The sequence below is a fragment of the Amycolatopsis sp. NPDC104819 genome, assembly GCF_055583145.1.
Window position 1 is genome coordinate 219,708 of sequence record NZ_JBVJON010000004.1, and the last position, 12,800, is coordinate 232,507.

The following is a 12,800-nucleotide window of genomic DNA, read 5'->3' on the forward strand; positions in this document are numbered from 1 at the left end:
CGCCTTTCGCGAAAGCCTAGAGAAGGACGGCGCCTTCCATGACGCCGATGGCCCGCAGGTCCCGGTACCAGCGCTCGACCGGGTGCTCCTTGACGAAGCCGTGCCCGCCGAGCAGCTGCACGCCCGCGCTGCCGATCTGCATGCCCTTGTCCACGGCGAGCTTGCGCGCCAGCGCGACCTCCCGCGCGTAGGGCTTGCCCTGCTCGGCCCGCGCCGCCGCGCGCAGCGTCACCAGTCGCAGGCCCTCGAGCTCGATCGCGATGTCGGCGACCGAGAACGCAACCGCCTGCCGGTGGCTGATCGGCTCGCCGAACGCGACGCGCTCGTTGACGTAGGGCACGACGTAGTCGAGGACGGCCTTCGCGGTGCCGGCGGCCAGCGCCGCCCAGCCCAGCCGCGACAGCCGGACGAGGTCGGTGAAGACGTCGAGCTTGCCGCCGCCGAGCAGTGCGCCCGCGGGCAGGGACACCTTCTCCAGGTGCAGCTTGCCGGTCGCGGCGCCGCGCAGGCCCATCGCCGGTTCGCCCTCGATCGTCACTCCGGCGTTCGAAGACTCGACGAGGAACAACGCCGGTCCGCGGCCTTCGAGGTCGGCCGAGACGATGAACAGCTCGGCCTGCGCCGCGCGAGGGACCAGCGACTTCACGCCGTCGAGCTGGTAGCCCTTCGGCGTGCGACGCGCCTTCGTCGCGGGCTTGAACGGGTCGTACAGCGCTCGCTGCTCCTGCAGCGCGAGCGCCGCGGCCGGCACGTTCTCGCCGACGAACGCGGGCAGGTAGTCGGCCTGCTGCTGCTCGTCACCCCAGCTGACCAGCGCGGTGCTGACCGCGGACGGCGCGAGCACCGCCACGGCCAGGCCGAGGTCCCCGTGCGCGAGAGCTTCCGCGACGAGCGCGTTGGTGACGACCGAGCGTTCGGTGCCGACCCCGCCGAGCTCCTCGGGGATGCCGACCAGGCTGATGCCCAGCTCGGCGGCCCGGCTCAGCAGTCCTTCGGGCGCTTCGAGCTTGGCGTCGGCGTCCGCGGCGGCCGGGCGCAGCTGCTCGGCGGCGAACTCCGTGACCGTCTCGACGATGAGCTGCTGGTCCTCACTCGGCGTGAGGTCGAACAGCCCGGTGTCGGCGGCCGGCGTGAGCCGGGCGGGCTTGCCCAGCTTCTGCACCGACTTGAACGACCGGGTCGCCGCGCCGGCGACGCGGAAGCCGTTGCGCGTCCCCGCGGTGACCAGGCCTTCGATGGGCTTGCGCAGCCCCGCCCGGTCGACGACCCTGCTCCCGGCCAGCCGGGTCAGCGCGGAAAGGCCCCAGCCCATCGCGTCCCGTTTCCTTGGCGCAGCCATGTGGCCCTCCATCCCGTTACCTACTCGCGAGTAGGTTAACGCGGTATCGGGCTGCGCGCCAGTGTGGGCTCACTTACGAGTGGTCGGCGTGCACCTGCTTGCGCCATTCCGCGAACTGAAGCCGTTCGAAGGTGATGAGCCCGAGCACCACCGCGGCGACGATCAGCAGCAGCACCGCGGCCGGCACGTGTTCGAGCAACGGCGTCGCCGCGACGAGCAGGACGCCGACGACCAGCCGCTGGTGGTTCCAGCTGCCGAGGTTGCGCTTGCGGAGGGCGCTCAGCGCGATCAGGTAGAGCGCGAGCCCGCCGGTGAGCGTCCAGATCGGCACGCCGTGGAGCGCTTCGCCGGGGGTGTGGTGCTCGGTGTCGGCGATGTAGAGGAAGGACTTCTTCAGGCCGAGGGCGACGAGCACGATCCCGGCGATCAGCGGAAGGTGCAGGAAGGTGTAGGAGTCCGTGGCGAGCTTCGCCCGTTCGACGCCGGTCGCCCGCGTCAGCCGGTGCTCGGACACACGCGCGACGACGTCGAAGTAGGTCCACCACATCCCGGCGGCCAGCGCGAGCCCGCACACCGCGGCCCCGGTGACCAGCCACGACATCGGCAGCGCCCCGATCCCGATGCCGATCGCGACGATCGACTCCCCGAGCGCGATGATCACGATCAGCCCGAACCGCTCGGCGAAGTGCGCGGGCGAGTTCAGCCGCCAGCCTTCGGGCCCGGCGAAGTAGACGTTGAGGTAGTCGGCCAGCAACGCGACGCCCCACAGCGCGAGCTGCCACGGCCCGCTCAGGAAGGCGGCGATCCCCAGCAGGACAACGCTCGGCAGCAGCCCGACGAACATCCGCAGCAGCACCTTGCGCAACCCGGGATCGTGCTTCGCGGCGCCGAGGTAGGCGACGAGGTGCAACAGCCGCACGAGCGCGTAGCAGACAACGAAGAGCACAGGTGCGTACAACCCACCGGGGAAGTCGACAAAGGCTTCGGGGATGGTGAGCGAGACGAGGAACATCACGGCCATCGCCCCGAACATCGCCAGCCGCGCGATCCCGTGATCGACGTGGATGGTGGTCCCGAGCCAGGCATAGGAGCACCAGCACCACCACAGGACGGCGAGCATGGTCACCCCCTGCCCGACCCCGAGCGGGCTCAGGTGGTCGGCCATCAGCTGGGTGGTCTGGGTGATGGCGTAGACGAAGACCAGGTCGAAGAAGAGCTCGATGGTCGAGACGCGGTGGTCCTCATCCGCGCTCACCAGGTGCAGTCGTCTCGTGGGCACGCCGAATTATGGACGAAACAAGGACAAGGAGCCCCGCTTTCCCGGTAACGCTGTCCGCGAACATGGCCGGGCGTGCATGTGTCTGGGACAATGGGACCGGGACGTGGGGAGGTGGGTCGTGCATCCCTATGCGACCGCGCACCACAAGACGATCATGGCCGTCGACATCGCCGGCTACAACGACCCCAAACGCACGACAGCTCATCGGCTCGTCGTTCACGAGGGGTTCTGGAAGCTCATGCGCACGGCGTTCGCCGAGGTGGGCATCCCGTGGGACGCGCTGTTCGTGGAGAACACGGGCGACGGCGCGATGATCCAGCTGCCACCGGAGGTGGCGAAGGCGGACCTGGTGGCGCAGCTGCCGGACCGGATGCTGGCGGAGCTGCGCCGGTACAACGCGGTCTACGCGGAGGAGGCGGGCATCCGGTTGCGGGTGGCGCTGCACGCGGGCGAGGTCTACCAGGGCAGTCACGGCACGATCAGCGACGCGAACAGCTTCGCGTTCCGGCTGTTGGAGGAGCCGGCGGCGAAGAAGGTGCTGAAGGAGTCGGGCGCGGTAATGGTCCTGATCGTCTCGGACACGTTCTACCAGGACGTTGTCCGAGCGGACCCGGCTGCCGATGCCGCCGCATATCACCGGATTCCGGTATCTGTCAAGGAAACGAAGACCGAAGCGTGGCTGCGCCTTCTGGGTGCCCCGGCCGCACAGGTCGCCGTGTCGGCACTGCGATCGGTCGCCAGTCCGCGCCCCTTCGCGGACCTCGTCGAGGCGATGCTGGCGGTGGCGTGCTTGCGGGACGCGGAAAGCCGCCGGCTCCTGCTGCAGGGGCTCGCCCGGCGCGAGATCGCCGACGCGGTTCCCCACCAGGCGGAAGATCGGCTGCACGTGATCGCGCTGGCGCGGACGTGCGAACGGTACGACGGCGGTCTCGAGGAACTGCTCGCCACCGTGCGCCTCTTCGAGCCGGGATCACCTCAGGTCGACCACCTCGGTGTCGTGATCGCGAGTCGTGCACGGCTTGGAGTTCGTTAACAGTTGTCCGCCTTTTGCCCCTTTTCGCGGAGCGCCGGATAGGTAGACTCGCGATCTTCGGGACACTTCGCGGGGGCGGGAGGTGGTACGCCGGTGTCGACGAGACAAGGGCGCCCCCAAGTCGGCATCGCGATCCGGCGAGCGCTCGTCGATGTCTTGGTGATCGCCGGCTTCGCCGACGACAAGTCGATCCGGACGTTGATGGTCGCGGAGCTGCGGAGAACATTCGACAGTCCTTTCACCGTGCCGGACCAGTTGGATCCGCGGGCCCAGCTGGTCGAAATCGTCAACGAGTGCAGTGGGCTCGACGAAGGCCTCGCGGTGCTGGCCGATGTGCTCGAGTTACTCCGACCGGGGACGAAAGAGTACGCGGAATTCTGCGCTTTGGTGGATTCCGTCCCGCTGCACGACGTGGTAACAGAGGCGGAGCAGGAGCGGTTCCGGCAGCAGCTGGCGGGATTCTCGCCACCTGGGCTTCGGGCAGCCGTGCGTGCCGCTGCCCCGTTCGTCGTGCCGGCCCCGCACTACACCGACGCAGCGGGAGCCTTCGTCGGTCTTGCGGACTTCAACGCTGCGCCCGGAGAATTGCCGCCGGTCGTGGCGTTCGCCGAGCTGATCGCGGACGAATGCGACCAGCCACTGGCCGGGCAGCTCCGCAAGTGGGCTGACGGACAGGCACACCGTCTCCGGCTCGACCACGCGCTTCACGGGCTTCGTGCGACCGGCGCACCGCATCTTGCCGGATCCGGGCGGCTGCACCTGACCATCATGATCAACCAGGATCCCGTCGACCCGGATCGGTACGAACTTTCCCACTGGCGGCAGGACGAGCCAGGCGAGTGGCCACCCCCGCGCGGCCAAACCGTCACGACGACGTCCGCCGGACTGGAGCCGGAAGTGGCGGAGGTGGTCCTCGCCGCGGAAGAGGCGTGGTCGGAACGTGACGCCGAAGTTCTGCTGGAGTTCGTGCTTCCGCGCGGATTGCTGGACCTTCCGGTGCATGCCTGGAACACGGAGCGTGACTTCGGGTCCCCTCGGCCGCTCTATCTGACATATCCCACGGTAATTCGTTCACTGGAACGGATGAAGTCCCGGCGTTTGCACCGGGTATGGCGGCGAAGGTGGGCGTCATGGACCGCAGAGCCTTCGTTCGACCGAGTGTATTTTTGTGGCCGTGAGGACACCGAAGATCATCACCGCCTCGACGCGATTCTCAGCGACGAGCGGTGGCTCATGACCGTTCTGACGGAGGCGCCGTCAGCGAGCCCGATTCCGGGCCGGGACGAGCTTTTCGCTGCATTGCAGGCAGGCATGCCCGTCATCGCTTGGCACCCCGCGAAGTCTTCGGAAATCGTGCGTGAGGTGGTAAGCTGGTTGGCCGACACTGACGATTTGGGAAACTTGCCGACGCTGACCAGGAAGCACCGTATCGACGCAATGCGAAATCGGTCGTCGCACCCGGACGGCGGCATCGTCGGCGATTTGGTAGTGCTGTGGGATGACCCGAACCGCACGCTCCCCCTGGACGGCGGCGGAACCGATCCGGTCGGGGAAGGGGGTGCGGATGAGCACGACAGAGCTTCCTGACCGTGTGCCGGAGTGGTGGATCTACCGCGGCACAGGCCACCCTTTACAGGACACGCACCTGGCCGACCGGCTACCGCCGCCACCGCCTTGGCGCGACTTCCGGCGCGACGGCGAGCTGCTCGCGGTCGACGTGCCGCAGGACGAAGCCGAGACCGACCGGCGCCTGGGTGTCGAGCTGAGCTTCACGTCCGGGCAGGCCGACCGTGCGGAAGTCGACATGGTCAACGCCGCGCTGTACCTGCGCCGGCCGCTGCTGGTGACCGGGAAACCCGGCAGCGGTAAGTCCAGCCTGGCCTACCGGATTTCACGCGAGTTGCGGCTGGGACGCGTGCTGCGCTGGTCGGTCACTTCGCAGACGACCCTGAAATCCGGGCTCTACGACTACGATGCCATCGGAAGGGTGCAGGCCTCGGCCGCTCGCCACGCCGGTCCTGGCGATGGCAGCGGCGAGGAAGCGCCGATCGGCGACTTTGTCCGTCTGCGCGAACTGGGAACGGCGTTCCTGCCGCGGCGCCTGCCGCGTGTGTTGCTGGTGGACGAGCTCGACAAGGCCGAGTCCGATCTGCCCCACGACCTGCTGTCGATCTTCGAGGACGGCGAGTTCCTGATCCCGGAGCTCGCGCGCGATGCCCGTCGCTCGCCGGTGGCCGAGGTGTTCACGGCCGATCCTGGGTATACCGCGCAGATCGAGAACGGTGTCGTCCGGTGTTCGGCGTTCCCGGTTGTCGTGATCACCAGCAACGGGGAGCGGGATTTCCCGCCCGCGTTCCTGCGGCGATGCCTGCGTCTGGACATGAAGGACCCGGATCCGGCTCAGCTCGCCGCCATCGTCGCAGCCCATGCACTTGACCCGCGACACCGGGGAGTGCTGATCGAGGACTTCGTCGCTCGGCGCACCGCGCTCGGCGGCTTGCCGTCGGACAAGCTGCTCGACGCGATCTTCCTGGCGACCTCCGGGGCCTACCAGCCCGACGACCCGGGCTGGCCGGGACTGGTCGAGTCACTGTGGCAACAGCTGAACCAGCAGGGCCACTGAAATGCCGGGCGGACCGGAGCCCCACGAGCTGACGCCCGATGAGATTGCCGACGGGCTGTGGCTGATGGCGGCCATCGCGGCGACCGCAACCGAGGCGATCCCGCCGGTCGAACCGCCGGCGTCTCCGAACCATCTCGAAGCTCCGCTTCCCGTCTCCCCTCGCCGTCCCGAGTCGTCTGTTCTCGCCGATGTCCCTCTCTCCGATGACAAGCCGGAGAGCGCTGGTGAGCGCCCGGTGCCGGAGATTCCGGCCGTCGGCAACGCGGGCGCTGGTGGCCTGCTGGGAGGCGAAGGAACGTCATACCCTGCGGCTCCGTCTCCGTTGCCTGACATCGGCCGTCTCGTACGGGCGTTCCGAGGGTTCAAGCGCAAGGTGCCTTCGACACACCCGGAAGACGTCGAACTCGACGAGGAGCGGACCGCCGAGGACAGCGTGGAAGCGGGAGTGTGGAGCCCGGTCACCAAGCGGAAGCGGCTGCCGTGGCTGGACTTGACGCTGGTGGTCGAGCAAGCGCCGTCGATGGCGCTGTGGGCTCCGACCGTGACGGCATTCGTGACGCTTTGCCAGCGGCGGCTCGGGATCTTCAGATCCGTTCAGGTGCGGCTGCTGGAGACAGGCAAAGCCGGCCGCGCCGAGGGTGGCCTGGTCCTGGGGCCGGTGTTGCGCGGCGGAACTCCGGACAGCCCCGCGCGCGGTCCGGGCGAGCCTGTCGACACGTCCGGACGGCGCTTGATGCTGGTGCTGACCGACGGAATCAGCGACGCCTGGCACCGGGACCTGATCCAGCCGCTGATCGCCCGCTGGGGCCGCAAAGTCCCGGTGGCGATCGTGCACCTTCTGCCGAGACGCCTCTGGGGCCGGGGCGGCGTAGATGCGCAGAGCGCCGAAATCACCACCAAAGGCCCCGTGCTGCCCAACGACTCGTACCGGGTGCGCCTGACGGACCTGTTCGAAGATCCGGGCCAGGCGGAGCTGACCGGCGATGCGGTCGCGGTGCCGGTGCTCGAACTGGAAGAACGCTGGTTCCGCAGATGGGCGGAGGTCGTCACCGGAAGGGAGGAGCGGCCACGCCGATGTTCGGTCGTGGTGATCCGCGATCAACCGCCGGTATCCGCCCCCGGGGAAAGTGATGTTCTCGAGCAGCCGGAAAGCGAGATTGCCGCACAGAGCCGAGTGAGAGATTTTCACAGTCAAGCATCACCCTCGGCATTTCGCCTGGTCACGCTTTTGGCCGCGGTTCCGGTGGACATTGACGTCGCCGCCGCGGTGCAGGAGGAAATGCTCCCCGGGTCGGGTCCGGATCACCTGGTCGAGGTATTCACCAGCGGGCTGCTCCGGCACGAAGGAAGCCGGCAACCGTGGGACCGGACGACTCCATGGGAATTTTCCGGCCACACCAGAAGGGTCTTGCTCAGCGGAGCGCGAAGGTCGGATACTGCACATGCGGTTCGCGCGGCGGCTCGGCGCGTCGGTGAGCAGAATCCAGCGCTGGCAAGGCTCCAGGCGGCCCTGGTCGATCCGGACTCGACGCCGGATCCGGAACCCGGCACGGCGACGAGTTCGGAGATAGCGCTCGAGCGGGACGTCATGAGTGCTCTATCCGGGCCGTACCTGTCCCGAGCGGACCGTTTGGGTAAACTATCGGGCCCCCGTCGACTGGATCGAGTCAGTACCGATATCGTTGCGCGCGTGACCACTGTGCCCCGCGATCTCGAGCAATCGGATCTTCCCGGCAATCCTGCAGCCGCCGATCGAGAGAGCCGGGATGTGGCGCAACGCGGTCGGACCGGCAAGGAGAATCCGGCGACGGCCGAGAAGGCGAACGTGGTCGCCAGTGTCGGAGCGTCGACGTCCCGGCAAGTACGACGATCGGGTGAAGAGGTTCCCCCGATCTGGGGCTCAATTCCCCCTCCCAATCCCAATTTCACCGGTCGCGGCGAACTGCTGTCCCAGTTGGGTGAAAGGCTGGGCGCCGGCACGACGGCGGTCCTGCCGGCGACTCTGCATGGCATGGGCGGCATTGGGAAGACCCAGATGGCCACGGAGTACATCTACCGGCACTTGCAGGACTACGACATCGTGTGGTGGATCCAGGCCACCCGGCCGACCCAGATCAACGCGTCGTTGACCGAACTGGCCCAGCACCTCCGCCTGCCGGGAGCCGACGAAGCGATCACTGCTGTGCCCGCAGTGAAGGAAGCTTTGCGCCTCGGCCGGCCTTACCGGCGTTGGCTACTGGTATTCGACTCGGCTGAAGATCCGGAAATGGTCCGCCCGTTCTTCCCGGTCGGCGGCCCGGGCGACATCCTGGTGACATCCCGGAACCCGAACTGGGCCGGTGTCGCCCGCCCGCTCGAGGTGGCGGTATTCGAACGAAGCGAAAGCAAGATGCTGCTGAGCAGGCGCGGGCCCCAGCTGGACGACGCCGACGCGGACCGCATCTCCGACAAGCTGGGTGACCTGCCGCTCGCCATCGAGCAGGCGGCGGCGTGGCTGGCCGAAACCGGAATGACGGCCGGGGAGTACCTGCGCCTGTTCGACGAGAAAGTTGCCGAGATCCTCGATACATCGAACCCGCAGGACTACGAAACTTCCGTGGCGGCGGCGTGGAACGTGTCGTTCGACCAGCTGAGCGTGAGCAGTCCCGCCGCTCACCAGCTGCTCCAGGTGTGCGCGTTCTTCGCTCCCGAACCGGTGTCTCGCAGCCTGTTCACGGGCGTCCGTGGCCTCACGGTGTCGCCTGAGCTGGACACCGCCCTGGGCGACCCGATCAAACTCGGACGGGCGGTCCGCGACATCAACCGCTTCGGCCTGGCGAAGATCGACCACCGAACCGACACCATTCTCCTGCACCGCCTGGTACAGCTGGTTCTGCGCAATCGTATGACCGAACAAGGGCGACGCGAGATGCGTCACGGCGCGCACAAGCTGCTGGCCAACCTGGATCCGAACGACCCTGCTTCGCCGCGGCAGTGGCAGCGCTACCAGGAAGTGCTGCCGCACATCTACGACGCCGAGCTGATCGAATGCACGGACAAGTGGGTCCGCCAGCTGGTGATCAACCTGACGAAGTTCCTCTACCATTGGGGCGACCACGACGGCGCGGTCGCCCTCGCCGGGCGAGCAGTCGAAGAGTGGGCAAGGGACCGCTCGGAACGGCAGAGCCGTGGCGAGGCATTGATCGAGGAACCTCCGTTGCAAGAGCTGGAGGCATCCGAGCGGCTGGCCTTCTTCCAATGGACGGTCGGCCGTTATGCCGAAGCGGCAAGGACCATCGAAGACACTCGAGACCGCTACAAGAGGCTCATCGGCCAGGACCGGGAAGAGACGCTCAACGCCGAGCTGACCTACGCGGTCATCCTGAAAGCGCGGGGCGATTTTGTCGAGGCAGCCCGGCTCAACGAAGAGATCTATCTCAAGACACGCAACCTCTTCGGCAAGGATGAACCGCTCACTTTGGGCGCGGCGCACGACTATGTGGTCGCACTGCTCTTGGTCGGCGACTATCGGACGGCGAACGATCTCGCGTCCGAGACCTACCGCCGGCGAGTGGAAGTCTTCGGGTACGACAATGCCCTGACGGTGGGAACGCAGGTCCTCATGGTCATCGCCCGGCGCGAGCTGGGTGACTACCCGTGGGCGAGGATCGAGCAGCAAAAGATCACCGACCGCGTCACGCAGTTCTACGGTGAGGACAACGTCAGTACTCTTCGGCGCAAGAACCACCTGGCGGTGGCATGCCGGAAGGACGGCGACCACGAGGAGGCCCGTCGGATCTCCGAGGACGCTCTCCGCCGCTTCCGGATCCGTTACGGCGACAAACATCCGAACGCGCTGGCTTGTGCGCTCGGACACTCGATCGATCTCCGGCACACCCACGATTTCACGAAAGCCCGCGAGCTGGGTGAAGAGGTCTTCGATCTTTATCGTGAGAGCTTGGGCGAAAAGCATCCTCATACGCTGGCCGCGGCGCTGGACCTTGGCGTCACGTTGCGCCTTTCCGGCGACCCGTCGGGAGCCCGTGTACTGGACGAACGATCGCTCGAAGGGTTCCGGGAGCAGCTGGGCGAGGACAGCCCGTACACCATTGTGTGCGCTGTGGGAGTCGCCAGCGACCTCGCCGCGCTGGATCGCGTCGACGAGGCCGCGCAACGCGATGCGGAGCTGCTGGAGCGTGCGCGCCGGGTGTTCGGCCTGGACCACCCGACCACACTGGCTGTCCAGCTCAATTACTCTCTGGATCTAGGGGCGCTTGGACGGACCGGTGAAGCGGACGAACTTTATGAAGATGTGATCAGTCGCTATCGGCAGGTCCTGGGCGAGACGCACCCGGGTACGGTCGCGGCGTCACAACGAGTTCGTGCGGACTGCGATATCGATCCGACACCACTGTAACGAGTTCAGTTGGTGAAGCGGCCGAGCCACCCCGCGACGGCTTCGACCGTCGGAATGTGATCGGTGCTCGCGCGCACTAGCCGGTGCACGGCTCGGACCAGTTCAGGGCGGTGCAGTAAAGCGCGAGCCGCGGGTCCCGTACCGCGGGCCATCAGCGCCAGCCCGAGTCCGACTATCGCCGCGGGGATGTCAGGGTCCACCGCCAGTGTGTTCCGGTAAGAGGTCAGCGCCGAGTCGGTTTGGGAAGTCACCAGTGCGAGGTCGGCGCTGGTGACTCCGGGAACTTCGGGGCCGTGCTCGCCGAGGGCGGTCGTTTCACGGTTGAACCGCAGACGAAGCAGGTCAGTCCGTGCGTCGGTCCAGCATCCGTCTTGGACCGGGGTGGGAGTGCGTGGTTCAGGCGGTTCATTGATCTTGGGCCACGGTTCGCCGCGGCGCCAAGCTTCCGCGAGTGCCGAAACCGTCCCGCTGTCGGGGCGGAGGTGACGGAGGCGCCAGGTTGCGTAGTGATCGATGGCGGCCTTCACCGCCCAGGTGCCGGGTTCGGAGAGAACCGGTTCGTCCTGCCATGGTCCCAGCTCGGTCGCGATGCCGTCGAGGAACCTGCGTCCGCTCGGAGTGACGCTTTCGTCGTGGCGCACTGCGCACAGAGTGCGCCAGGTGGCAGCTCGCCAGAGGGCGAACTCGAAGGCCGCCAGGGCGTTGTCCGCCTGGGCCGCAGCCAGCGCCCGCCAGAACGTGGTGACGCCGAAGAAGGCGTAGATCCCTTGCAGAACTCCACCGATTGGCCGAGGATCGGCCCGCCATGGCACGTATAGCCGTTCGCGAGGGTCATCGACGTGCAGGGTCGCCAGGTGCTGGATGCCGCCAAGCCGTATGTGGTGGAACTCGTGCACGAGTGCGGCGGCCAGCTGCGCCGGATCTTCACCGTACGCGACGATCGCACTGCCGAACGCCTCGCCCGTCGATGCGCTCGGCAGCCGGAAAGCCACTGCCGGCATGGGCACCAACGACTCGAGGCCCCATGGCATCGCATCGGCGATACCGGGCGTGCAGGTACTCAGCAGCTGCCACGCGCCGTCGACAACCGTCCGCCACGATTCGACCTCCAGCGGCGTGAGTCGTCTGGGCGGTACCGGTTCGTAGAGCCCCCGATACGGGTCGAGGTCGTCGAGCCGAAGGTGAAGCCGGCGGTGGGCGTGCCAGCTAGCTATGCGGCGGACCGGTAGCCAGCTCACGGTTTCGCAACTCAAATCGGCCGGCAACGTGATCTCGGCGTGCCGGTGCCGGACCACGATGCGGCCGTTTTCGGTGCAGACCCGAACCACGCCAAAGGTTTCTGCACTGCGAAGCCGGATGGTCCCGAGGAGCGGTAACGCCGCACTGCCCTGCCAAACCGGGAGCTCCGTCTCGAACACGACCCCGCCGAGGATCGCGGCCGCGGCGGCCAGGCAGTGCACGTGGCCGAGGTGGACCCACAACGGGCAGACACCGGTCACATCCTGACGGCACAACCGGGTGGTGTAGCCGGCCCAGCTTCCGGTATAGGGATGGGCGAGAATGGATTCGACGGCGGCGGGGGCTGCTTCCTGAACACGAGCCAGCAACTCCCACGCCGATTCGGCGGGCGGAAGCGGTCCGGACAGTTCCGGCGTTTTCGCAGCCAGGTCGATTATTCCTCGCAGGAGAAGCAGCCGCCTGCTCCGCTCGGCCGCACGAAGCCGCCGCACCGGCTGCGGATCACCGCTGCCACGTGCGAGTGCGTCGAAATCGCTCCACGAGATGCGGTGGGGGAACAGCTCGCTGGTGATCACTGTCAGTCGACGCGTTCCGCGCCGTTGGAGCCGTCGCTTGCGGTCACAGGGATGTAGGAAACTCGTTCCACGGCATGCCGTAGCGCGTTGCGCAATTCGTTGCCGTCCAGGGTGCGCAGCTTCGACAGCGGGACCGCGCCAAGATCTATGAGTTCCGATTCGATTCCTTCATCTGTGCCGGTACGAGCTGCCTGCATCACGCTTTTCCCCTTCCTCAGGGAGAGCGGACCCCGTCGGCCCACCTTGATTGTCCCGCATTTTGCGCGATTGCGACAGGGACGGACGCCGTGCGCCGATCAGGCGAGGCCGGTCGGGC

Annotated in this window: 8 protein-coding genes; 4 read left to right on the forward strand and 4 right to left on the reverse strand. The window is 67.3% G+C overall.

The features are described 5' to 3' along the window. Positions 1 to 16: 16 nt before the first annotated feature. Complete coding sequence (locus tag ACZ63E_RS13820; protein WP_465336713.1) at positions 17 to 1,312, reverse strand: acyl-CoA dehydrogenase family protein; 1,296 nt, start codon at positions 1,310 to 1,312, stop codon at positions 17 to 19. Between the two features lie 100 nt (positions 1,313 to 1,412). Then, complete coding sequence (locus ACZ63E_RS13825) at positions 1,413 to 2,618, reverse strand: low temperature requirement protein A (protein ID WP_465336283.1); 1,206 nt, start codon at positions 2,616 to 2,618, stop codon at positions 1,413 to 1,415. On the opposite strand from ACZ63E_RS13825, the gene ACZ63E_RS13830 reads away from it, so the two are divergent. The 4 genes from ACZ63E_RS13830 to fxsT all read left to right on the forward strand — a co-directional run bounded on the left by ACZ63E_RS13830 (position 2,611) and on the right by fxsT (position 10,670). After that, a complete protein-coding gene (locus ACZ63E_RS13830) occupies positions 2,611 to 3,651 on the forward strand; it encodes an effector-associated domain 2-containing protein (protein ID WP_465336284.1) in 1,041 nt (346 codons plus the stop codon). The two genes, ACZ63E_RS13825 and ACZ63E_RS13830, sit on opposite strands and share 8 nt — an antisense overlap. A 93-nt stretch (positions 3,652 to 3,744) precedes the next feature. Beyond that, positions 3,745 to 5,238, forward strand: a complete 1,494-nt coding sequence (locus ACZ63E_RS13835; RefSeq protein WP_465336285.1) for a VMAP-C domain-containing protein — start codon at positions 3,745 to 3,747, stop codon at positions 5,236 to 5,238. After that, positions 5,216 to 6,274 carry an AAA family ATPase gene (locus ACZ63E_RS13840; protein ID WP_465336286.1) on the forward strand — a complete coding sequence of 353 codons (1,059 nt, stop codon included), beginning with the start codon at positions 5,216 to 5,218 and terminating at the stop codon, positions 6,272 to 6,274. Before ACZ63E_RS13835 ends, ACZ63E_RS13840 begins: the two co-directional genes overlap by 23 nt. A 1-nt stretch (position 6,275) precedes the next feature. Continuing rightward, positions 6,276 to 10,670, forward strand: coding sequence for an FxSxx-COOH system tetratricopeptide repeat protein (gene fxsT, locus ACZ63E_RS13845; RefSeq protein WP_465336287.1), 4,395 nt, complete (start codon positions 6,276 to 6,278; stop codon positions 10,668 to 10,670). Between the two features lie 5 nt (positions 10,671 to 10,675). Here the strand turns inward: fxsT and ACZ63E_RS13850 are convergent, their stop codons facing one another. Continuing rightward, positions 10,676 to 12,484, reverse strand: a complete 1,809-nt coding sequence (locus ACZ63E_RS13850; protein ID WP_465336288.1) for an HEXXH motif domain-containing protein — start codon at positions 12,482 to 12,484, stop codon at positions 10,676 to 10,678. 2 nt (positions 12,485 to 12,486) lie between these two features. Then, positions 12,487 to 12,684, reverse strand: a complete 198-nt coding sequence (locus ACZ63E_RS13855) for a hypothetical protein (protein WP_465336289.1) — start codon at positions 12,682 to 12,684, stop codon at positions 12,487 to 12,489. Positions 12,685 to 12,800: the final 116 nt, after the last annotated feature.